Below are 19,747 nucleotides of genomic sequence, written 5' to 3'. Positions count from 1 at the left end.
CGCAAGGCCTCACCGGAGTTTCGGCGGGGCTCGGGAGGCCAAACGGCTCCTCTCATATGTTCGGGGGATTGATGTCTAAGCCGCTTGGATTGATGCAAGAGCAGATTGTCCGGATCGTGCTTCCCCGGGACGAGCACTTGGACGAACAGTCGGCACAGCTGCTGGCTGCCGGCCTGCAGGCGCCGCAGTGGGGCTCCCCGTTGGCCGTACTGATGGATGTGACGGACGTAGCGTCGGTGAGCCGGGCGGCGAGGGCAGTCTTCAGCAATGTGAGCACCGTGGCTGCATGGGCACTGCTGGGCCGTACGCCGGTGGACCGGATCCTGGCCCATTTCATCCTTGGCGGTGACTTCAAGTCCGGGCCCGCGAGCTACTTCACGTCCGAAACTGACGCACTCAAGTGGTTGAAGGAAACCACCCATGTTCACTGACGGCGATCCGCGCCTGGGCAAGCTGCTGGACGGGATCGTCCGCCTTGCCGCAGGAGAGCTGCACTCCAGGATTGAAGTGTCCCCCGCCAGGGACGAACTGGATGCCGTCATCATGGGAACCAACCTCCTCGCCGAGGACCTGCAGATTATGTACCAGGAGCTGGAACAGCGGGTGGAACTGCGCACACGGCTGCTCAACGAGGCGCATCTGGAAATGCAGAAGATGGCACTCACGGACTCTCTCACGGGCCTGGCGAACCGTGCCGCTCTGGTCAGCGCCATTAATGAGGCACTGGCGGAGGCCGGGCAGGGTGGCCTGCCGCCGGCGCTCCTGCTGCTGGACCTTGACGCCTTCAAGGGCATCAACGACACCCTTGGCCATGCTGCCGGTGACCAGGTCCTGGCCGCGGTCGGGGAGCGCATCAAAGGTTCAGTCCGCGACACGGACACAGTGGCCCGCCTGGGCGGAGACGAATTCGCCGTACTGATGCCCGCTACCACGCTGGCCCGCGCCGCGAGCGTGGGCAACCGCATCCTCGCTTCCCTGGACGGCCAGGTGGAACTCGAGAACGACTCCGTCCAGTGCGGTGCCAGCATGGGGCTGTGCATTGGTGGAGCCGGCCAGAGCGCGGAACAGCTGCTCATCGAGGCTGATGTGGCCATGTACGCGTCCAAGGCCGGGGGCCGCAACCGGCTCAAGGTGTTCGAACCGGCGATGCTGCACGCCCGCCAATTGCGCAGCCAGCTCATTGAGGACCTGCGGACGGCCATTTCCGGCTCGGAGCTGGTGCTTTATTACCAGCCCGTGGTGGACCTGACCACAGGGCGGATCGAAGGCGCGGAAGCCCTGGTCCGCTGGAAGCACCCGTCCCGCGGGATGGTGATGCCGGACGAATTCATTCCGCTGGCGGAAGACGCCGGACTCATTTCCGAGCTGGGCGGCTGGGTCCTGCGCACCGCCGTACGGCAGTTGAGGGACTGGCGGGCAGAGGGCCGTGCGGGCGACGAATTCTCCATGCGCATCAACATCTCCCCCACGGACCTTCAGCGCCTCGAGTTCATCGAAGAGGTCCGGGATGCCCTCAGCGAGGCGGAGCTCAACCCGGAACTGCTGGTTCTCGAGCTGACCGAAGGTGCCATCGTCAGCGGCAACGAACTGGACCGCTACTCCTTGAACAGCCTGCGGAAGCTGGGTGTGGGGCTGGAAATCGACGACTTCGGCACTGGCTACTCCTCGATCAGCTACCTGCGCAGGCTCCCCGTGGACAAGGTCAAAGTGGACCGCTCGCTGCTGAAGGACCTGGGGACGGACCCGGCCCAGCCAGCCCTGATAGCGGCAATCCTCCAGCTGATCCGGGCCTGCGGCCTCGAGGCGGTCTGGGAAGGCGTGGAGAACGCGGAACAGGCAGAGCATCTGGCCAGCATTGGCTGTGTCAGCGCTCAGGGATATTACTTCGGCCGGCCGGTCCCGGCGGACGAGTTCGCAGCCGTGCTGGATGCTCAGCGGGCGTCACGCCACGGCGGCTAATCCCACTGCCCCCGGTCCTGGAGCACCTGTTTGAGGAGATCTGCCCGGTCGGTTACGATGCCGTCAACGCCAAGGTCCAGGAGCCGGTCCATCTCTGCGGGATCGTTGATGGTCCACACATGGACCTGGAGGCCGTGCCGGTGGGCGCGGCGGACAAAGGCCGGCGTGACCACCCGGATGCCACCGTAGCTGACCGGAACCTGAAGCGCGTGGACGCCCCGCAGGAGCCGCCGCATGACCGCTCCCGGAAGAACCGGGCCGAGCATTGTGAACAGAGCGTTGGAAACCATGCCGGCGGACGCCGCGACCGGCCGGCTCAACTGCTTAACGACAGCCCGGCGCCGGCGGTCGGAGAAGCTCGCAATCAGTACGTGGTCGTGAACGCCGTACCTCTCAATCGCGGCGGCAAGGCCGGTCACAGAGTTCCAATCCTTGACATCAAGGTTTAGCCGCACGTCGGGAAAGGCCCGGACCATCTCTTCGAAGAGCGGGATGGGTTCCACGCCGCCGATCCGTGCCCGTGCAACGGTCCCGGCAGGGAGCCGGGCGATGCGGCCCTGCCCGTCAGTGACACGGTCCAGCGAGGGGTCGTGAAACACCAGGAGCACGCCGTCGGCGGTGGTGTGAACATCCATTTCCAGGTACCGGTAGCCGAGTTCGACGGCCGCGCGGAACGCCGCCATCGAGTTTTCCAGCCCGTCCGGAGAAAACCCGCGGTGCGCCATCGCAATCCGCGCGGAGGCGCTTCCGGCGGCGAAGAAAGGCTGGGAGTCCGTCAATTCAGTCGCCTGGCTAGACGGGCTTCACGCCAAGTCCGGCGAGCTTGGCTTCGAGGATCTGGGCCACGCCGTCGTCGTCGAAATGGGGTGCCTGTTGCCCCGCTGCCCGGATGGCCTCCGGGTGGCCACTGGCCATTGCGTAACCGTCGCCCGCCCAGCGCAGCATCTCTATGTCGTTGGGCATGTCCCCGAACGCCACCACATCAGCGGCGTCAATGCCCAGGGTGGCGGCGTATTCGGCCAGCGTCACGGCTTTGTTGACGCCCGGCAAGGCGAGCTCCAGCATGGCCACGGTGGGTGCTGAGTGGGTGGCCGAAGCGAGGTGCGCCACCGCGGGTGACACCTCGGCCAGGAAGTCGTCGGCGGTGCCTTCGCGGACGATGGCCAGGAACTTCACCACGGCGTCGTCCGCGGTGAGGGTGCTGGCCAGCGGGGCGGGAGTAAATTCAGTGAGGAGCTCACTGGAATCGTTTTCGATGAAGCCCGGCTCCAGGTGGAAGCCGGTGAGGGTTTCCGCCGCGAACAGCGCGGATGGCCGCAGCTGCTTGATGATGCGGCGCGCTTCGAAGACCGCGTCCAGGGCAAGCGAGCGTGCGGACACCAGGCGGCCTGCCTCGAGGTCCCACACCACTGCGCCGTTCGAGCAGATCACCGTTCCCGCATGCCCCAGCTGATCCTCCAGGGGGTGCAGCCAGCGGGGCGGACGTCCGGTCACGAAGACCAGTTCGACGCCGGCGTCACGGCACGCGTGGAAGGCGCGGATGGTCCGATGGCTGATTTTGCCGTCATGCCCGAGGATCGTTCCGTCAATGTCACTTGCTACCAGCCGCATACTGCCAGTCTACGTTGGCCCGATAGTGGCGGCCGCTCAGCGCTCGAAGATGCCGGTGAGGGTTCCGCGGCCCAGCACGTGCCCGGCCAGTTTGGCTTCCAGCTTTGCCGGGCTGAACCCGGCGTCCAGGCCGAGGTGCTCCACGTCGAGGGCGTAGACGGTGACGATGTAGCGGTGCGGGCCGTGTCCGGGCGGCGGCGCGGCCCCGAGGTAGCCGTGGAAGCCGCCGTCGTTCTTCAGCTGCAGCGCACCGGCCGGAAGGAGCCGGCCGCCCTCGGCGCCCGCACCGGCGGGCAACGACGTGGCGCCCGCGGGGAGGTCCAGCACCGCCCAGTGCCAGAAACCGCCACGGCCCGGGGCATCGGGATCGAACACCGTGACCGCATAGCCCTTGGTTCCGGCCGGCGCGCCGCTCCAGCTCAACTGCGGCGATTCATCCTTGCCGCCGGCGCGCATCTTGCCGCTGCGCTGGGCGGGCGGCAGGGTTTGGCCGTCCTGGAAGGACTCGCTGCTGACGTTCAGGGACGGCGAATGGTGGGAAGACATGTGCTGCCTTTCAGTTGCTGGCGGAGTCGGCATTCCTCAGGTCGTCTCCGGAGAGCGCGGCGTTGCGCTCCAGGCTTTCGAGCTCGAAGTGGTTGAGTTCCGCCCTGGTGGGCGGGTTGGCTCCGGGGCGGGACACGGTGACGGCTGCAGCCCACGCGGCATGGGCCAGCAGTTCACGGAGCGATTCGGCCGGCAGTTCCCGCAGCTCCTTCCGGTTCTGTGCACCGTCCAGGCCGCGGTCCACCAGGCCGGAAATCAGTGCGGCCATAAAGGAATCCCCGGCACCCACAGTGTCCGCCACCTCCACCTTGGGCGCAGGGAATTCGGCTTCGCCGGCGGCGGTGATGCCCCAGGGGCCGGCCGCTCCGCGGGTCACCACCACCAGCGCGGGCCCTCCGGGACCGCCCAGGGAAAGCCAGCGCCGGGCCGAATCCAGGACGTCCACACCGGGGTACAACCACTCGAGATCCTCGTCGGAAGCCTTCACGACGTCAGCGAGGCTGACGAACTTTTCCGCCTGCCTGCGGGCGTAGTCCACGTCGGTGATGATGGTGGGACGGCAGTTGGGGTCGAAGCTGATGGTGGCGGACGGGTGGGCGTGTTCGACGGCGGCAAGCACCTCGGCGGCGCCCGGCGCCAGCATCGTGGCAATGGAACCGGTGTGCACCAGGGTGGTGCCCTGCAGCATGAACGGCAGCCGGTCCGCGAGGCCGGGAAGCTCCCAGGCGAGGTCGAACGTGTAGCTGGCGGCGCCGTCGTCGTCTATCAACGCGGTGGCCACGCTGGTGGGCAGGGCATCCGGACCCTGCGGCACCATCACCGAGCTGGATTTCAGGTGGGCGGCCACGGACTCGCCGTAGGCGTCGCGCCCGAACCTGCCGATGAACTGCACGGGATGGTCCAGCCGCGCCAGTCCAACTGCCACATTGAGCGGGCTGCCGCCCACGTGGGCCTCGATTCCCGAGGATCGTTGGACAACGTCGACCAGGCCTTCGCCAATAACTGTGAGCATGGTCATACTCTGCCAGAGAACGGGTGCGCGCGCTCCTGATTACGCCGAAGGGCCCTTCTCCAAGGGGACGCCAGCTCTTCCGGCATCCTCGAACCTCGCGTCCAGATGCACCACGTCCCTGCCTGCACGCTGCAGCAGGCTGGCCGCCACCCCGGCGCGGTAGCCGGTTCCGCAGTGGACCCACAGCTTCCCGGCCGGCACTTCGTCCATGCGGGTGAGGAGCTGGTGGACGGGAACGTTGACGGCTCCGGCCACGTGGGAGGCGGCGAACTCGTCCGTCCGCCGTACATCGAGGACCGTGTCACCGTCGGCGCGGCCGGCCAGCAGGCCGTCCCAGCCGACGCGCGGGTAGGAGTCGACGGCGGCGTCCGGCGCCAGTGCGCGCGGTTCGGTTCCGACGGCGGCATCCGGCGAATCGATGCCGATGCGGGAGAGATCGCGGATGGCTTTTTCGACGTCGTCCCGCGAGCCGACGAGGGTGAGCTTCTCATCCCACGGCAGGACCCAGCCCAGGTAGGTGGTGAAGTTGGAGCCGCTGCCGTATTCGAAGCTGACACTGCCCTTGAGGTGGTTGCTGGCAAACGCCACGCGGCGGCGGAGGTCGACCACCCATTCGCCGTCTTCCAGGCGGCGGGTGAGCTCAGCCGGGTCCACCGATTCCGGGACCGCGAGGTCCGCGGGACCCGGGCCCTTGGCGTTCATGGCCCCCATGTGCGCGTAGTACGCCGGGTACGCGGAGAGGTTGGCGATGAGTTCCTGGACGAAGTGGTCCTCGTCCGGATCGGTCAGGGCGTGGTTCGCGGTGAGCTGCTCACCGACAGTGGAGGAACCGGAGCGGGTGGCCGGCCCGGACGAACAGAACGACCCGAAGCCGTGGGTGGGGAAGAGCGCTGCGTCATGCCGGGCCTCGGCCACGAGGCGGCGCACGGACGCGTACTGGTCGCGGGTCAGGCCGACGGTGTCGGACGGAGCCACGAGGTCCGTCCGGCCGACTGATCCGTAGAGCAGGCTGCCGCCGGAGAAGACCGCCTGCTTGTCGCCGTCGTCCACGATGAATGACAGGTGCGTGTGGGTGTGGCCCGGAGTGGCCACGGCCCTGACGGTCAGCGTGCCCACGCGGACGGTCTGGCCGTCGGTGATGGCTTCGCGCTCGAACTGGACCGGGTCCGCGGCGTTGACCAGGTAGGTCGCAGCATGGGACTTTGCCAGTTCCAGGCCGCCGGTGACGTAATCGTTGTGCAAATGCGTCTCGGCGACGTGGGTGATAGTCACCCCCGCTTCGCGGGCGGCGGCCTCCACGCGGTCCGTGTCCCGCTGCGGGTCGATGACGAGGCCCACCGTGCCGTCGTGGACCAGGTAACTCCGGTCCCCCAGTTGCGGGGTTTCGATGACAACAACGTCCATGGCATCCTCCTCGGGCGGTGGCGGCGGCTTCCGCACCCTAGCAAAACCATACCCCTAGGGGTATGGTGCGGCAAGGGGGGTCAGGCCGTCAGCCACGGCTTTCGTGCTGGTAGACGTCGGGGATGCCGTCCTGGTCCGAGTCGACCTTCTCGAGTTCCTCCGCGCGGCGGTACTGGCGGTTCCTGGCCCGCAGCACCACGGTGGCCAGGATTGCGGCGAGCAGCGATGCGGCCAGGATGCCCACCTTGGCGTGGTCATCGTGCAGGCTGCCGTGGCCGAAGCTGAGTTCCGCGACGAGCAGGGACACGGTGAAGCCGATTCCGGCCAGCAGCGAGACGCCAAAAACATCGATCCACTTGAAGGATCCGTCCAGCCGCGCCCTGGTGGCTTTGGTGAGGATCCAGGTGGTGCCCATGATGCCGATCGGCTTGCCGAGGACGAGCGCCATGATGATGCCGATGGCCACGGGGTCAGCCAGGGCGGAACCCAGGCCTTCCCAGCCGCCTACGGCCACACCGGCGGAGAAGAAGGCGAAGATGGGAACGGCCACGCCGGCGGAAATGGGACGGAACCGGTGTTCGAAGATCTCCGCGAGGCCGGGGCCTGCTTCGGGACCCCCGCTGGCCTTGGACCGAAGGACCGGCACGGCGAATCCGAGAAGGACACCGGCCACCGTGGCGTGGATGCCGGAGGCGTGCACCAGTGCCCAGGTGACGATGCCGAGCGGCAGCAGGATGGCCCAGGCAGCCATGAAGTGGGCGCCGAAGAAGCGGCGGTACCTCTGGGCCAGGAAGGCGTACAAGGCAAGCGGGATGAGGGCGAGCAGCAGCGGGGCCGCCTGGATGTCGCTGGAGTAGAAGAACGCGATGATGCTGATGGCGATGAGGTCGTCCACCACCGCCAGGGTGAGCAGGAAGATGCGCAGGGCGCTGGGCAGGTGCGAGCCGATGATGGCCAGCACCGCGACGGCGAACGCGATGTCCGTTGCGGTGGGGATGGCCCAGCCGCGCAGGGTTTCCGGGCTGTAGATGTTCACGGCGGCGTAGATCAACGCGGGAACAAGCACGCCGCCGGCCGCGGCCGCCACGGGCACGATCGATTTGTTGAGCTGGCGGAGGTCGCCTGCCACGAACTCACGCTTCAGTTCGAGGCCAACCAGGAAGAAGAAGATGGCCAGCAGTCCGTCGGCTGCCCAGGCGCCCAGGCTCAGCTCGAGATGCCAGGGTTCGTAGCCGATTTTGTAGTCCCGCAAGGCGAAGTAGCTGTCGGAGACCGGCGAGTTTGCCCAGATCAGGGCAATGACGGCGGCGGCCACCAGGAGGGCGCCGCCGACTGTTTCCTTGCGCAGGATCTCACCGATGCGCAGCGATTCGGCGTAACTGCCGTAGCCAAGGACGGTGCGCGGTTTGGCGTCGGGGGCGGGCGTGGGTGCGGGGCTCATGAAGCGTCCTAAACGTTGAGTCGACAAAATCATGCCGACCAGACTTCCCGGCGCACCTTGGACCAGTCTAGGCGACAGACTCCGCCGCCGGGTAAACACGCCGGGCAGACGCCGGACCTCCGGAGCCGCCGGGGCCTCCGTTCAGCCCAGGAGTTCCTGCACCAGGTCCCGGCACTTGCGGTAAGCCGGCGCCTTGGGGTCAATCAGGGAAAAGTGGTCGCCGGGCACGTTCAGCAGCTGCACGGGCGCACCCGCGGCCTTGGCCGCGCCGGCGTAGGTCAGGGATTGGCTTGCGGGAACATCGTCGTCGTCGCTGCCGTGGACCGCGTAAACCGGGACACCCAGCGGGACCGCGCTCATGGGGTCAACAAACTTGTGCCGTTTCGGGTACTTCGCTGACGAACCGCCCAGCAGGTTGCTGACCGCGCCGTTGCTGAGGTTCAGCTTTTCAGCCTCGGCCAGGTTCAGGAGTCCGGCCTGGCTGACCACCCCGGTAAGGTGCACGGCACCGTCGTCGTTCTTCCGCTGCAGCTGGCGGTCGGCGTCCGGCGCGCCGAGCTGCCCCAGGCGGGAACGGCCAGCCGCCCAGACTGCAAGGTGCCCGCCGGCCGAGTGGCCCAGCGCCACCACTCTTTCGAGGCCCAGCCCGTGCATCGCGGCAACGTCCCGGAGCTTGTCGATGCCCGCCAGGACGTCCTCGAAAGTGTGCGGCCAGCCCCCGCCGTTGCCGGCGCGCCGGTACTCCAGGTTCCAGGCCGGCATTCCGTGCATGGCGAGGTCCCTGGCCAGCGGTTCGCCCAGTTCGGCGCCGTACTGCGAGCGCCAGTACCCGCCGTGGATGACCACCACCACGCCCCGGGTTCCAGGTGCGTCCGGCAGGAAGAGTTCGCCCCACTGGCTGGGGTCATCGCCGTATTGGTACTTGTGCCGCTTCACTGCGTCCTCCTTCGGGCCCGACGAACAGGAAGCGGACAGTGCCCCCAGTGTCACCGCTGCGGCAGCGCCCAGCCCCGTGGAAAGAAGGGTCCGACGCTGCACATCAGCCATGTGCCGAGCCTACCTTGGGAGCCGGACAGCTTTGCGCCAGCTGGGTCGACGGCGTCGCCGTGCACCTTGCGCCGGCGCTACGGGCCGGTCCGCCGCGAGGGTGTTAACCGCCCGGCTGTCGCAGGCCGCCCGTAAGCTGGAACCATGGCTACCAACTGGGACCGCCTGGACGCAGGCCTGCGCGAATCCGTGCAGGAAAACGTGGAGCTCTACGAACGGGTCCGCCCTGCCCTGAAGCTGGTCACCCGGGAAGTCCTGCTCACGCTGCGCAGCATGCTCAAGGACACCGAGGTGACGCCCCTGTTTGTCACCGGCCGCACCAAAACGGTGGAGTCCTTTAAGGAAAAGATTTCCCGCACGGAGAAGCCGCTGGAACCGGCCGGGCCGCCCGTACTGAAGTTCCCCGACCCGTTCCGGACCCTCAATGACATGGTGGGCGTCCGGGTGATCACCAAGCTGCCGGCGGAGAACGCGGTGGTGGCAAACCTGATCAAACGCCAGCGCCAGCTCTTTGACTGCCGCGGCGACCGGGAGAAGGACATCGGCTCCATTGAGTCCGGCACGTACGGCTACTCCAGCCGGCACCTGATCCTGCGGACCATCCAGAACGAAGCCGTCAAGGATTACCAGAAGGTGTTCAACCCGGACCTCCAGCCCAACGGCAGCTACTTTTTCGAATGCCAGATCCGCACGGTCTTTGCCCACGCGTGGAGCGAGATCGAGCATGATATCCGCTTCAAGGCCGAGGATCCCCGCGCCTGGACTCCGCACTTTGACCGGCAGTTCACCGCCACGGCGGCAATGCTGGAAACAGTGGAGGGCGCCTTCGCGGACCTGCACGAACGCTATGAGGAAGTCCGCGGCTACTGGGACACGGACGGCGAAGGCGGTGCGCAGCTCACCCCGAACCGGATCCGCGACGTCTGGCGGACACTTCTTCCGCACGTTGACCGTAAAGTGGATGATGACTGGGGCTGGGCAGCTGAACTCATGGCCGCCCATGGCCTCAACCAGACCGTGCAGCTGGCAGAGCTCCTTAGCGCCAACCGGATCACCGAAGTCCGCAAAGCCCTGGACCACAGGTATTCCCCCGGGCCCGACCGGCTGCTGGATGACCTGCTGCTGTGGCAGTACGGCACCAAACACATCGACCTCACCGCGGAGGCGCCCGACGCCGTGCCGCACCCCCGGCGCGACAGCCTCCTGCGGCGGCTGAAGCAGATCGAGCGCTACCGCCAGACCAAGCTCTAGGACATCATGAAGCCCGAACAACTCCAATCCGTCCGGGCTACGCTCCGTTCCCCGCGCCGGCTCAAGACGGAAGCCCTCGCCGGACTGGTGGTGGCGCTGGCGCTCATCCCGGAGGCGATTGCGTTCTCCGTCATTGCAGGCGTTGATCCCCGGATCGGGCTGTTCGCGTCCTTCACCATGGCCGTCACGATTTCCTTCGTGGGCGGCCGGCCCGCCATGATCTCCGCGGCCACCGGCGCGGTGGCCCTGGTGATCGCACCGCTGATGCGGAGCCACGGCCTGGACTACCTGATCGCCGCAGTGATCCTGGCGGGGGCCTTCCAGATCCTCCTGGCGCTCCTGGGCGTCACCAGGCTCATGCGCTTCATTCCGCGGTCAGTGATGGTGGGGTTCGTTAACGCGCTGGCCATCCTGGTGTTCATGGCTCAGCTGCCCGAGCTGATCAACGTGCCGTGGCTGGTCTACCCGCTCGTGGCCGTTGGCCTGGTGATCGTGATTGGACTCCCGCGGCTCACGTCAGCAGTACCGTCCCCGCTCGTGGCGATCGTGGCCCTGACGCTGTTTGCGGTGCTCGCCAAGATCGACGTTCCCGCCGTCCAGGACAAGGGCCAGCTTCCGGAAAGCCTGCCCACCCTTTTCATTCCCAACGTGCCGCTGACGCTGGAAACCTTCCAGATCCTCGCCCCCTTCGCGCTGTCCATGGCGCTTGTGGGCCTGCTCGAATCCCTGATGACGGCGAAGCTTGTTGACGACATCACGGACACCCGCTCGAACAAGACCCGCGAGTCCTGGGGCCAGGGCGTGGCGAACATCGTCACCGGCTTCCTGGGCGGCATGGGCGGCTGCGCCGTGATCGGCCAGACCATGATCAACGTCAAGGGATCCGGCGCCCGGAGCAGGGTCTCTACGTTCCTGGCCGGCGTCTTCCTGCTGGTCCTGGTGGTGGCGCTGGGCGACGTTGTGGGCCTGATACCCATGGCAGCGCTCGTGGCCGTGATGATCTTCGTCTCCGCCATCACGTTCGACTGGCACTCCATCGCCCCGAAGACGCTCAGGCGGATGCCCAAATCCGAAACAGCCGTCATGTTGATCACGGTGGGCACCGTGGTGGCCACCCACAACCTGGCCATCGGAGTAGGCGTCGGCGTCCTGGCGGCCATGGCCATGTTTGCCCGGCGGGTGGCGCATTTCGCCACGGTTGAACGGACGGAGATCGAGCTCAATGGCGAGACCGTGGCAACGTACACCGTGGACGGAGAGCTCTTCTTCGCCTCCTCCAACGACCTCTACACCCAGTTCGAGTACGCCCGCGATGCCGCACCCACGGTGGACCGCGTCATCATCGATTTGCATGCCTCGCACCTGTGGGACGCATCCACGATCGCTGTCCTGGACGCTGTCACCGAGAAGTACCGCAGGCACGGCCGTGAAGTGGAGCTGATCGGCCTGAACTCCGCGAGCACCCAGATGCGTGAGCGGCTCGCCGGAAAGCTCAACGCCGGGCACTGACGGACCAACAAAACGTTGTGTTGTTTGTGTGACAAGAATTGTCATCTAGGCTGGTTAGGGAGGAGCCTGCGACCACCTTGCAGGCGCACCACCTTGGGGGAGGTCCAGCATGGCAGGAAAATTTGAACTCGTCGCCGCCGAACAGGGCGGCGTCCGCATCCGGCTCGTCAACGGCGCAGGCAACATTCTTGCCGTCTCAGGGATCTACCGGGACAGCGCTGCGGCCGCTTCCGGCGTCACAGAGATTCGCGAGCACGCGGCCACCGCGCACATCGCAGATTACAGCGGCCCGCCGGCGCAATAGAGCGGCGCCACGGGGTGCCCGGTGGCGGGCCAGGCCGTGGTGCCGACGCGACATAAATGTCAGACGTCTGTTCACGAACTGGCCGGATCAGGGGTCGGAGTGTGAGCATTATTGGATGCTTGAGGCAACCAAATCCCACGAACACCCCAAGGCCGGCGCCGATGCTGATGCCGCACCGCTGAATCCGGCACTGGCGGCAGAGGCCAAAATCGCGCGAATCGCGGTCACCGTCTTTCCGCTGCTGGTGGTGGCTGCCGGCATTGCCGGTTTCCTGCTGCCGGGCGCCTTCAAGCCGATGGCCCCCGGCGTCCCGTACCTGCTGGGCGTCATCATGTTCTGCATGGGCCTGACGCTCACCCCGCCGGACTTCGCGTCCGTGGTCAAGCGGCCCTGGGCCGTGGTTCTGGGCATCGTGGCCCACTACGTGATCATGCCGGGCGCCGGCTGGCTGATTGCCGTGGCGCTCAACCTCCCGCCCGAGCTGGCCGTGGGCCTCATTCTGGTGGGCTGCGCGCCGTCCGGGACCGCCTCCAACGTGATGGCCTTCCTGGCCAAGGGGGACGTTGCCCTCTCGGTGGCCGTGGCCTCGGTCTCCACGCTGATCGCCCCGATCGTCACTCCCCTGCTGGTCCTCTTCCTGGCCGGATCCTTCCTGCAGATCGACGCCGGAGCGATGGTCGTGGACATCGTCAAGACCGTCCTCCTCCCGGTGATTGCAGGCCTGCTGGCACGGCTGTTCCTCAAGAAGCTCGTCGCGAAGGTGCTTCCGGCACTCCCCTGGGCCTCCGCCGTCGTGATTTCCCTGATTGTGGCGATCGTGGTGGCCGGCAGCGCCAGCAAGATCGTGGCCGCCGGCGGCATCGTGTTCCTCGCCGTTGTGCTGCACAACGGCTTTGGCCTGGGCCTCGGATACCTCGCCGGCAAGCTCGGCAGGCTGGATGACAAGGCCCGCCGCGCGCTGGCCTTTGAAGTCGGAATGCAGAACTCCGGGCTGGCCGCCACACTGGCCACCGCGCACTTCAGCCCGCTGGCCGCACTGCCCTCGGCGGTGTTCTCGCTATGGCACAACATCTCGGGCGCGATTGTGGCCGCATGGCTGGCCCGGCGCCCGCTGACTGATGCCCCTGGCCGCGATGCCCAGGTTCATAGCGCAGCCGCCCGGGACGCCTGAGCGCTCAGTTCCGGTGGTGCTCGATCAGCCAGCCGGCCATCTGCTGGGCCCGCTTTGACGCCAGGAAGTCCCCCTCGGTGGCCGAGATGATCGAGCCCTTCATCAGGATGTGCCAGGACCGGGCGAATTCTTCGGTGCGACTCAGCCCGGCTTCCTCCGCCAGGGCCTGGATGTGGCCGCGGATCCTGGTGAGGTAGCCGATGCTCGCCTTCCCCAGTGGATGGTCGGGACCCATCTCCAGCAGAACATTGATGAACGTGCAGGCCTCGAAGTCGTCGCGGTGGAACCAGTCACCGAACACGTCGAAAATCGCGAGCAGCCTCTCCTCGGGAGTGGTGCCGCGGCGGCGGGCTTCGGAGACGATGAGGTCCACGGTCCACACCTGGTCACGGAGCGCCAGGAAGGCCAGGACCAGGGCATCCTTGGACGGGAAGTGCCGGTAGAACGTCGCCTTGGCTACGCCGGAGCGGCTGATGAGTTCATTGGTTCCGACATCGCGGATCCCGCGGCGGGAAAACAGCTCATAAGCGGTGGCAAGAATGCGGTCCACGGGGTCATCGCGGCCCGCCATTGCCTGGGCGGGCAGCAGGGTGGAACGGTTGGCGTCGTCGGCAGTCATCGTAGAAGGAATTTTACATGGAGCCCTGTTGACGCCTCCCCGCAGGTCCGTGGACGCCGATTGTTCCGGGCCTGCGTCCGGCAGGCCCGCGGTGGAGTGCCTGAACGAAACCGTCCAGCAGTGCGGGGTCCTTGGCGTTGTTGGCCAGGGCCACGAGCTCTGTTGCGGTCCTGGCCAGCTTGATGTTGCTGTGCTGGCTGTGGGCGACGAGCAGCTTGAACGCCTCCTCCGATCCGATGCGCAGGGCACCCATCAGGATGCCTTTGGCCTGCTCTATGGTGCTGCGGCTGGCGTTGGCCGCTGTAACGGCCGCCCTGGCGAACTGCTCCGTCTCGCGCTGCAGCATCTTGGTGAGGTCTATCACGAAGGCGTCAATGTGGCTCAGCCTGCCCGCCTGGTCAAGCACGCCCTCGCCCGTCGTCAGGATCCTGTGCTCGCGCAGGCGCGCGTCAATTAGCCGGTCGTAGCTGAAGAAACTTCCCCCGGCGTTCCGGATTCGGGTCAATATCTCCAATCCGCGGCTTCGGTCGTCGGGATGCTTGTGCGAGAGCAGCAGGTCCAAGGTGGGCACGATCTCGCCGCGCCGATATCCGTGAATATGGAAAAGCTCCTCGGACCAGTCGAGCTTGCCGGTCACCGCGTCATACCGGAACGTCCCGGCGATGCATTCCCCGGCGGCGAGGAGACTGGAGTGCGCCTGCGGGACTTTCCGCGCGGTCACGGGGCTCACCACGCAGGGAAATCTGCGACGGCGGCCGGCCGCCTGAGCGATTCAGTGACAAAGCCCATGCCTGCGTACTCGCGCACCGCGGCGATCCCGGCTACTGCGGCCCGCTTGTCGGGGAACGGCCTCGACAGCGCCATGACCGTGCCGTCGGGTGCTGTCAGTTGAAATCTGAAGGAAGTGTCTGAGTCGGCGAATAGTTCGAACATGCCTGCCATTGAGCCCTCCTGAAACCCGGAGTCATGCCACTCCCGGTGACGCCATTGTCAGCGGAAGCAGCCTGAATCCATCCCCGGGTAGCCGGCCGCTTCTGAACAGCCGGTTCGAATTGATGAATTCATGAAATTCTGAACTACCCAACGCATCCGCGCAAGTGGCGCCCACGGACTAAATCCATCGATCATCCCAAACCAGCCGGAGCTACGATGTACATGCACTTCACGCCAACTGGCCGTGGGGGCGAGACAGACTTTTCTGTCTGGCATAAGCTGTATTCCTTGAACAAGCGTTATGGTTATCGCCCGGCTGTGGACGGAGGAAGGGAAGCCCGATGAAGGACGAGTTGCCCACAGGTCTGGTCCTGAGTGATGTAAAGGCCGAACTTTTCAAGTCCATGGGACACCCTGTACGGATCCAGGTCCTGGAGATGCTCGCCGACGGCCCCGTGGCCGTCAGCCGCCTGCGGGACGATACCGGCCTGGAGCCCTCGAACCTCTCCCAGCACCTTGGCGTGCTCCGCCGCCAGCGCCTGGTCATCCCTTCGCGCCAGGACGGCCGGCTGTTTTACGAGCTGTCCTGCCCCGAAGTGAGCAGCCTCCTCCTCTCGGCGCGCTCCCTGCTAGGCACTGTCCTGCAGTCGACCCGGCTGACCCTGAAGTCCGTGGACGTGCCCGCGAAGGAAGCGGTGGGCCACTAGCCTCCCGGCAACTCGCACGGGGCGGCGCCTTAGGGTTGTCTGCAGATTCCCTTCGGTATCCGTGTGAGGATGAAGCTGTGAGCCCCGTTCCCAAGCGTGCCGGTGTGTTGTTCGATTCCGGCCGGATGTTCTACGGCAGGCTGCCCCGGGCCATCATCGGTGGCAGCGCCTTACTGTTAGCAGGAATCCTGCTGGCAATCTTCATTACCGACGCGCTGCAGTCGGAACCCGTGGCATGGACTTCCATTGCATGCGCCCTCATCCTGATCACTTTCCTGGCGTTCGGCTTCTCCAGGATCCAAGTCCTCGAAAATGAAGTGCGGTTGCGCTGGTTTCCGTTCTACCGCCGCAGGATTCCCATTGCGGCGATCCGACGGGCCGCCCCGGCAACAGTCCACGGCCTGCGTTACGGATTCGGGCTGCGGTTCGGCGCCTTCGGGCTGGGAATCATCCAGGATACGGGCCCTGCCGTCCAGCTCGACGCCGGGCGGGGATATCTGCTGAGCCTTGGGTCAACGGACCGCCAGGCACGGTTCCTCGCAGCGCTGGCGGCTGCGGGCGTCAACGTCCAGCGCTTCTAACACCGGGTGCATTCTGCCCGCAGGTGTTCACGACGCGGGCGACGTACCCCTTTTCAAGCCACTGGGCGCGCCATACCGGCGCTTCGAATGCCTCGCTCAGCGGCCCGCACCACGGCATTTGGGCCCTCGCGCGAGCCGCGGAATTCACCTAGCCGATCAGCGCGAGCACCGCCCCGACACTGACCACGCCGCCGGCCTCGGCGCGGATGCCTGTCACCGTTCCGTCGCGGTGCGCCGTCACCTGCGTTTCCATCTTCATGGCTTCAAGAACGACGACGGCGTCCCCCGCCGACACTTCGGCGCCCGGCTCCACGAGCCACTTCACGACGGTTCCGGCCATGTCAGCGCGCAGCTCGCCGGGGTCGGCTGCGGAACCTGCGGCAGCACCGCCGTCGGACGCTCCATCCAGCGAGACGCCTGCGGGGAGGGCTCCGCCCGAGCGTGCCCAGCCGTCCAGCAGGTCAGCGGGCAGCCCGACTGCCAGGCGGCGGCCGTCCAGTTCGACGGTGATGGTGCGGCGTTCGCCCTCGGGGGCGGTGGTGCTGTAGCCCGGATCCGCCGGGATGCGGTCCGCGAAGTCCGTTTCGATCCAGCGGGTGTGGATGCCCAGCCCGGTCTCGGAGGTGAAGTCCGGCGATTGGAGCACCGCGCGGTGGAACGGCAGCACCGTGGCCACGCCGGTGATCTCAATTTCGGCCAGCGCACGGCGTGCCCGGCGAAGCGCCTGCTGGCGGTCCGCTCCGGTGACGATCAGCTTGGCAAGGAGCGAATCGAACTGCGGTGCGACGAAGGATCCGGCGCGGACGCCGGTGTCCAGGCGGATGCCCGGGCCGGTGGGGGCGTGGAACTCGGCGATGGTTCCGGGCGAGGGCAGGAAGCCGCGCCCCACGTCCTCGGCGTTGAGCCGGAATTCGAAGGAGTGGCCGCGGGGTTCGGGGTCCGCGGTCATGCGCAGCGCCTCGCCGTCAGCGATCCGGAACTGCTCCTGGACCAGGTCGATCCCCGTGGTTTCCTCGGTGATGGGGTGCTCCACCTGCAGCCGGGTGTTCACTTCCAGGAAGGCCACGGTGCCGTCCGCGGCAACCAGGAATTCCACCGTGCCGGCGCCGGAATAGCCGGCTTCCCGGCAGACCGCCTTCGCCGCGCTGTAGATCTGCTGCCGCTGATCGTCGCTGAGGAACGGTGCGGGTGCCTCTTCCACGAGCTTCTGGTGCCGGCGCTGCAGGGAGCAGTCGCGGGTCCCGACTACTACGACGTTGCCGTGGGTGTCGGCCAGGACCTGGGCCTCGACGTGCCGCGGACGGTCCAGGTAGCGTTCCACGAAGCATTCGCCGCGGCCGAAGGCTGCCACGGCTTCGCGGACTGCGGAGTCGAAGGATTCCTCGATCTCGTCCATGTTCCGGACCACCTTGAGGCCGCGGCCGCCACCGCCGAAGGCCGCCTTGATGGCGATGGGTAAACCGTGCTGTTCCGCGAAGGCTCGGGCCTCCGCCGCCGAATCCACGGGACCGTCACTGCCGGCCACGAGGGGGGCGCCGGCGCGGACGGCGATTTCGCGGGCGGTGATCTTGTTGCCGAGCTGCCGGATGGCTTCCGGCGCCGGGCCGATCCAGGCCAGCCCGGCATCCAGCACTGCCTGCGCGAAATCGGCGTTCTCGGACAGGAAGCCGTAGCCGGGGTGGACGGCGTCCGCACCTGACCTGGCAGCCACCTCGAGCAGCTTGGGGATGTTCAGGTAGGTATCCGCCGGGGAGTTGCCGTCCAGGCTGAAGGCTTCGCTGGCAGCACCCACGTGCATGGCATCGGCGTCGATATCCGCGTACACGGCGACGGATTCCAGCTGGGCGTCGTCGCATGCTCGGGCAATCCGGACGGCGATCTCACCACGGTTGGCAATCAGGACCTTGCGCATCAAGTTACTCACTTTTCTTGGGGAGTCTGTTCGGGGGAAGTCTGTTCGGGAACAATGCGGAAGCGGATGCTGCCGCCGATCGGCACCTGGGCGGCAAGGTCCAGCTGGTGGTCCACCACCACGCCGATCACCGGGTAGCCGCCCGTGATCGGGTGGTCTGCCAGGAAGAGGACGGGAAGGCCCTCGGGCGGGACCTGGATGGCCCCGGCCACGGTGCCTTCGCTGGGCAGTTCGCCTTGCCGGCTGCGTTGCAGGGGCGTGCCGTCCAGCCTCATGCCCACCCGGTTGGACTGCGGCTTCACCACCCAGTCCTGCCCGCACAGGGAGTCAATGGCGGACTGGTCGAACCAGTCGGCCCGCGGGCCCAGCACAATGTCCAGGACGGTGACGCCGTCCCCGGGGAAGTCCGGCTGGAGTTCGGGACTGCCCACCACGCCGGATTCGGTGACGTCGCCGGATGCCAGGAGCTGCCCGGCGGCCAGCGGTGCAGGCCCGATGCCGGACATCGTGTCGGTGGAACGGCTGCCCAGCACCGGCGCGGCGTCCACCCCGCCACGGACGGCCAGGTAGCTGCGGAACCCCGACTCCGGTGCACCGAGCGTAAGGATTTCGCCGTCGAGCAGGGCAAACGGGGTGGCCATGGGGACGGTGCGCTGCCGCGCAGGCTTGCCGGCGTCAGAATCGGATCCAGCGTCCGACGGTGAATCAATTGTCAGGGCCGATGGCGCCCCGGCGACGGCAAGGACCTGGTCCCCGACGGCCTGGACCCGAAGACCGCCGGCCACGCTTTCGATGGCTGCGGCGGAAGAACGGTTGCCCACCAAACGGTTGGCCCTGCGCAGCGAAGCCCGGTCCAGCGCGCCGGCGGCAGAGACGCCCAAGGCAGAGTGGCCGTGCCGTCCAAGGTCCTGGAGGAGGCTTTGCAGCCCGGGCGAAACGACCCGCAGCCCGGAAGGTGTTTCCTGGCCCGGCAGCTCCTCCGGCATCCCTGCAGCGGGTGCAGCGTCGGACGCTGCCGGCTCCGTTGCCATGGTCACAACGTCGCGGACGGCGCGGAACTGGACCCGGTGGCCCGGGCTGGCCAGGGCCGGCTCGGCCCGGTTGAGGTCCCACATGCGGGCGCCGGTGCGGCCGATCAGCTGCCAGCCGCCCGGGGACCTGCGCGGATACACCGCCGAATAGTTGCCAGCCAGGGCCACGGATCCGGCGGGCACGGCGGTGCGCGGTGAGCTCCGGCGCGGTACTTCCAGCGTCTGGTTCTCCCCCACCATGTAGCCGAAGCCGGGCGCGAACCCGGCGAAAGCCACCGTCCAGACCTGGCCGGTGTGGGCTTCGATGACGCCGTCCGTCCCCAGGCCGGTGAGCCGCCCGACTTCGGCGAGGTCCTCGCCGTCGTACACGGTGTCGATGAACACCAGGCCGCCGTCCTGTTTGGCCCGGGCAGTGAGGTCCAGCTCCAGCAGGAGCCCGCCCATGCGGCGGGCAGCCGCCGGCGAATCCGCGCGGACCATGACGGTCTGCGCTGCCGCAAGTACGTCCACCTGGCCCGGCAGCGGCGCTTCCAGGAGCAGGGCCTGCAGGGCGAGGACCTCCTGCGTTCCGGAAAGCTCCGCGAGCACCGCGCGCGTTCCTACGGGCCGCACCGAAAGGACCTTGTGGACGGTCAGGGTTTCCATGGCTGCTGCTTTCATCGTTGCCGGTGGCTTGAACGGGATTTCGTGCCGGTCAGGTTGACCGCGC

The 19,747-nt window shown here is 67.0% G+C and carries 19 protein-coding genes and 1 pseudogene; 8 read left to right on the top strand and 12 right to left on the bottom strand.

Going from position 1 to position 19,747, the window contains the following annotated elements; translation table 11 throughout:
• Positions 1–92 precede the first annotated feature (92 nt).
• Complete coding sequence (locus JOE41_RS11780; protein WP_052309626.1) at positions 93–431, top strand: STAS/SEC14 domain-containing protein; 339 nt, start codon at positions 93–95, stop codon at positions 429–431.
• The gene (locus tag JOE41_RS11775; protein ID WP_209752443.1) at positions 421–1,959 is read left to right on the top strand and encodes a bifunctional diguanylate cyclase/phosphodiesterase; all 1,539 of its coding nucleotides are present in this window, start codon (positions 421–423) and stop codon (positions 1,957–1,959) included. The genes JOE41_RS11780 and JOE41_RS11775 overlap by 11 nt, the downstream gene beginning before the upstream one ends.
• Here JOE41_RS11775 and JOE41_RS11770 read toward each other — a convergent pair.
• From JOE41_RS11770 to JOE41_RS11740, 7 genes and pseudogenes are all read right to left on the bottom strand, one after another.
• Complete coding sequence (locus JOE41_RS11770) at positions 1,956–2,684, bottom strand: glycerophosphodiester phosphodiesterase (protein ID WP_209753617.1); 729 nt, start codon at positions 2,682–2,684, stop codon at positions 1,956–1,958. The genes JOE41_RS11775 and JOE41_RS11770 overlap by 4 nt on opposite strands.
• Positions 2,685–2,751: 67 nt before the next feature.
• Complete coding sequence (locus JOE41_RS11765; RefSeq protein ID WP_209752442.1) at positions 2,752–3,570, bottom strand: HAD family hydrolase; 819 nt, start codon at positions 3,568–3,570, stop codon at positions 2,752–2,754.
• Between the two features lie 36 nt (positions 3,571–3,606).
• Positions 3,607–4,116 (bottom strand): YbhB/YbcL family Raf kinase inhibitor-like protein, encoded by a 510-nt coding sequence (locus JOE41_RS11760; protein WP_043429208.1) that lies wholly within the window; start codon positions 4,114–4,116, stop codon positions 3,607–3,609.
• A 10-nt stretch (positions 4,117–4,126) separates the two neighbouring features.
• A pseudogene (locus tag JOE41_RS11755) lies at positions 4,127–5,140 on the bottom strand (carbohydrate kinase); the annotation flags it as partial.
• A 27-nt stretch (positions 5,141–5,167) separates the two neighbouring features.
• Positions 5,168–6,532: a rhodanese-like domain-containing protein gene (locus JOE41_RS11750; RefSeq protein ID WP_209752441.1), complete on the bottom strand. Its 1,365-nt coding sequence runs from the start codon at positions 6,530–6,532 to the stop codon at positions 5,168–5,170.
• Positions 6,533–6,620: 88 nt separating this feature from the next.
• Positions 6,621–7,973, bottom strand: coding sequence for a Na+/H+ antiporter NhaA (nhaA, locus tag JOE41_RS11745; protein ID WP_043429206.1), 1,353 nt, complete (start codon positions 7,971–7,973; stop codon positions 6,621–6,623).
• Between the two features lie 141 nt (positions 7,974–8,114).
• Positions 8,115–8,909 carry an alpha/beta hydrolase gene (locus JOE41_RS11740; protein ID WP_043429204.1) on the bottom strand — a complete coding sequence of 265 codons (795 nt, stop codon included), beginning with the start codon at positions 8,907–8,909 and terminating at the stop codon, positions 8,115–8,117.
• A 255-nt stretch (positions 8,910–9,164) separates the two neighbouring features.
• On the opposite strand from JOE41_RS11740, the gene JOE41_RS11735 reads away from it, so the two are divergent.
• From JOE41_RS11735 to JOE41_RS11720, 4 genes are all read left to right on the top strand, one after another.
• The gene (locus JOE41_RS11735) at positions 9,165–10,271 is read left to right on the top strand and encodes a GTP pyrophosphokinase family protein (RefSeq protein ID WP_209752440.1); all 1,107 of its coding nucleotides are present in this window, start codon (positions 9,165–9,167) and stop codon (positions 10,269–10,271) included.
• A 6-nt stretch (positions 10,272–10,277) separates the two neighbouring features.
• Complete coding sequence (locus JOE41_RS11730; RefSeq protein ID WP_209752439.1) at positions 10,278–11,780, top strand: SulP family inorganic anion transporter; 1,503 nt, start codon at positions 10,278–10,280, stop codon at positions 11,778–11,780.
• Between the two features lie 109 nt (positions 11,781–11,889).
• Positions 11,890–12,084 (top strand): YegP family protein, encoded by a 195-nt coding sequence (locus JOE41_RS11725; RefSeq protein WP_011689974.1) that lies wholly within the window; start codon positions 11,890–11,892, stop codon positions 12,082–12,084.
• A gap of 115 nt (positions 12,085–12,199) precedes the next feature.
• Positions 12,200–13,255, top strand: a complete 1,056-nt coding sequence (locus JOE41_RS11720; protein WP_209752438.1) for a bile acid:sodium symporter family protein — start codon at positions 12,200–12,202, stop codon at positions 13,253–13,255.
• A 4-nt stretch (positions 13,256–13,259) separates the two neighbouring features.
• Here JOE41_RS11720 and JOE41_RS11715 read toward each other — a convergent pair whose 3' ends face one another.
• The 3 genes from JOE41_RS11715 to JOE41_RS11705 are packed head-to-tail and all read right to left on the bottom strand — an operon-like array spanning position 13,260 to position 14,816.
• Positions 13,260–13,874 (bottom strand): TetR/AcrR family transcriptional regulator, encoded by a 615-nt coding sequence (locus JOE41_RS11715; RefSeq protein WP_011689972.1) that lies wholly within the window; start codon positions 13,872–13,874, stop codon positions 13,260–13,262.
• Between the two features lie 13 nt (positions 13,875–13,887).
• A complete protein-coding gene (locus JOE41_RS21170) occupies positions 13,888–14,607 on the bottom strand; it encodes a PAS and ANTAR domain-containing protein (RefSeq protein WP_307800694.1) in 720 nt (239 codons plus the stop codon).
• Positions 14,601–14,816 carry a DUF1508 domain-containing protein gene (locus tag JOE41_RS11705; RefSeq protein WP_011689970.1) on the bottom strand — a complete coding sequence of 72 codons (216 nt, stop codon included), beginning with the start codon at positions 14,814–14,816 and terminating at the stop codon, positions 14,601–14,603. Before JOE41_RS11705 ends, JOE41_RS21170 begins: the two co-directional genes overlap by 7 nt.
• Positions 14,817–15,148: 332 nt before the next feature.
• Here JOE41_RS11705 and JOE41_RS11700 point away from each other — a divergent pair, with 332 nt between their 5' ends.
• Positions 15,149–15,514, top strand: a complete 366-nt coding sequence (locus tag JOE41_RS11700; protein ID WP_011689969.1) for a helix-turn-helix transcriptional regulator — start codon at positions 15,149–15,151, stop codon at positions 15,512–15,514.
• A 77-nt stretch (positions 15,515–15,591) separates the two neighbouring features.
• Positions 15,592–16,095, top strand: a complete 504-nt coding sequence (locus JOE41_RS11695; RefSeq protein WP_209752437.1) for a hypothetical protein — start codon at positions 15,592–15,594, stop codon at positions 16,093–16,095.
• A 148-nt stretch (positions 16,096–16,243) separates the two neighbouring features.
• Here JOE41_RS11695 and JOE41_RS11690 read toward each other — a convergent pair whose 3' ends face one another.
• Together JOE41_RS11690 and JOE41_RS11685 are read right to left on the bottom strand one after the other, a co-directional pair.
• Positions 16,244–18,007 (bottom strand): biotin carboxylase N-terminal domain-containing protein, encoded by a 1,764-nt coding sequence (locus JOE41_RS11690; RefSeq protein ID WP_209753615.1) that lies wholly within the window; start codon positions 18,005–18,007, stop codon positions 16,244–16,246.
• Between the two features lie 8 nt (positions 18,008–18,015).
• Positions 18,016–19,683, bottom strand: coding sequence for a 5-oxoprolinase/urea amidolyase family protein (locus JOE41_RS11685; protein ID WP_245200701.1), 1,668 nt, complete (start codon positions 19,681–19,683; stop codon positions 18,016–18,018).
• Positions 19,684–19,747: the final 64 nt, after the last annotated feature.

This window comes from Arthrobacter sp. PvP103, from assembly GCF_017833075.1.
Taxonomy (GTDB): Bacteria; Actinomycetota; Actinomycetes; order Actinomycetales; family Micrococcaceae; genus Arthrobacter.
This window is presented reverse-complemented; position numbering and strand designations above follow the sequence as displayed.

Coding starts and splice junctions, on each gene's coding strand:
- JOE41_RS11780 (WP_052309626.1), top strand. CDS start 93: ATGCAAGAGCAGATTGTCCGGATCGTGCTTCCCCGGGACGAGCACTTG.
- JOE41_RS11775 (WP_209752443.1), top strand. CDS start 421: ATGTTCACTGACGGCGATCCGCGCCTGGGCAAGCTGCTGGACGGGATC.
- JOE41_RS11770 (WP_209753617.1), bottom strand. CDS start 2,684: ATGGCGCACCGCGGGTTTTCTCCGGACGGGCTGGAAAACTCGATGGCG.
- JOE41_RS11765 (WP_209752442.1), bottom strand. CDS start 3,570: ATGCGGCTGGTAGCAAGTGACATTGACGGAACGATCCTCGGGCATGAC.
- JOE41_RS11760 (WP_043429208.1), bottom strand. CDS start 4,116: ATGTCTTCCCACCATTCGCCGTCCCTGAACGTCAGCAGCGAGTCCTTC.
- JOE41_RS11750 (WP_209752441.1), bottom strand. CDS start 6,532: ATGGACGTTGTTGTCATCGAAACCCCGCAACTGGGGGACCGGAGTTAC.
- nhaA (WP_043429206.1), bottom strand. CDS start 7,973: ATGAGCCCCGCACCCACGCCCGCCCCCGACGCCAAACCGCGCACCGTC.
- JOE41_RS11735 (WP_209752440.1), top strand. CDS start 9,165: ATGGCTACCAACTGGGACCGCCTGGACGCAGGCCTGCGCGAATCCGTG.
- JOE41_RS11730 (WP_209752439.1), top strand. CDS start 10,278: ATGAAGCCCGAACAACTCCAATCCGTCCGGGCTACGCTCCGTTCCCCG.
- JOE41_RS11725 (WP_011689974.1), top strand. CDS start 11,890: ATGGCAGGAAAATTTGAACTCGTCGCCGCCGAACAGGGCGGCGTCCGC.
- JOE41_RS11720 (WP_209752438.1), top strand. CDS start 12,200: ATGCTTGAGGCAACCAAATCCCACGAACACCCCAAGGCCGGCGCCGAT.
- JOE41_RS11715 (WP_011689972.1), bottom strand. CDS start 13,874: ATGACTGCCGACGACGCCAACCGTTCCACCCTGCTGCCCGCCCAGGCA.
- JOE41_RS11705 (WP_011689970.1), bottom strand. CDS start 14,816: ATGGCAGGCATGTTCGAACTATTCGCCGACTCAGACACTTCCTTCAGA.
- JOE41_RS11700 (WP_011689969.1), top strand. CDS start 15,149: ATGAAGGACGAGTTGCCCACAGGTCTGGTCCTGAGTGATGTAAAGGCC.
- JOE41_RS11690 (WP_209753615.1), bottom strand. CDS start 18,007: ATGCGCAAGGTCCTGATTGCCAACCGTGGTGAGATCGCCGTCCGGATT.
- JOE41_RS11685 (WP_245200701.1), bottom strand. CDS start 19,683: ATGGAAACCCTGACCGTCCACAAGGTCCTTTCGGTGCGGCCCGTAGGA.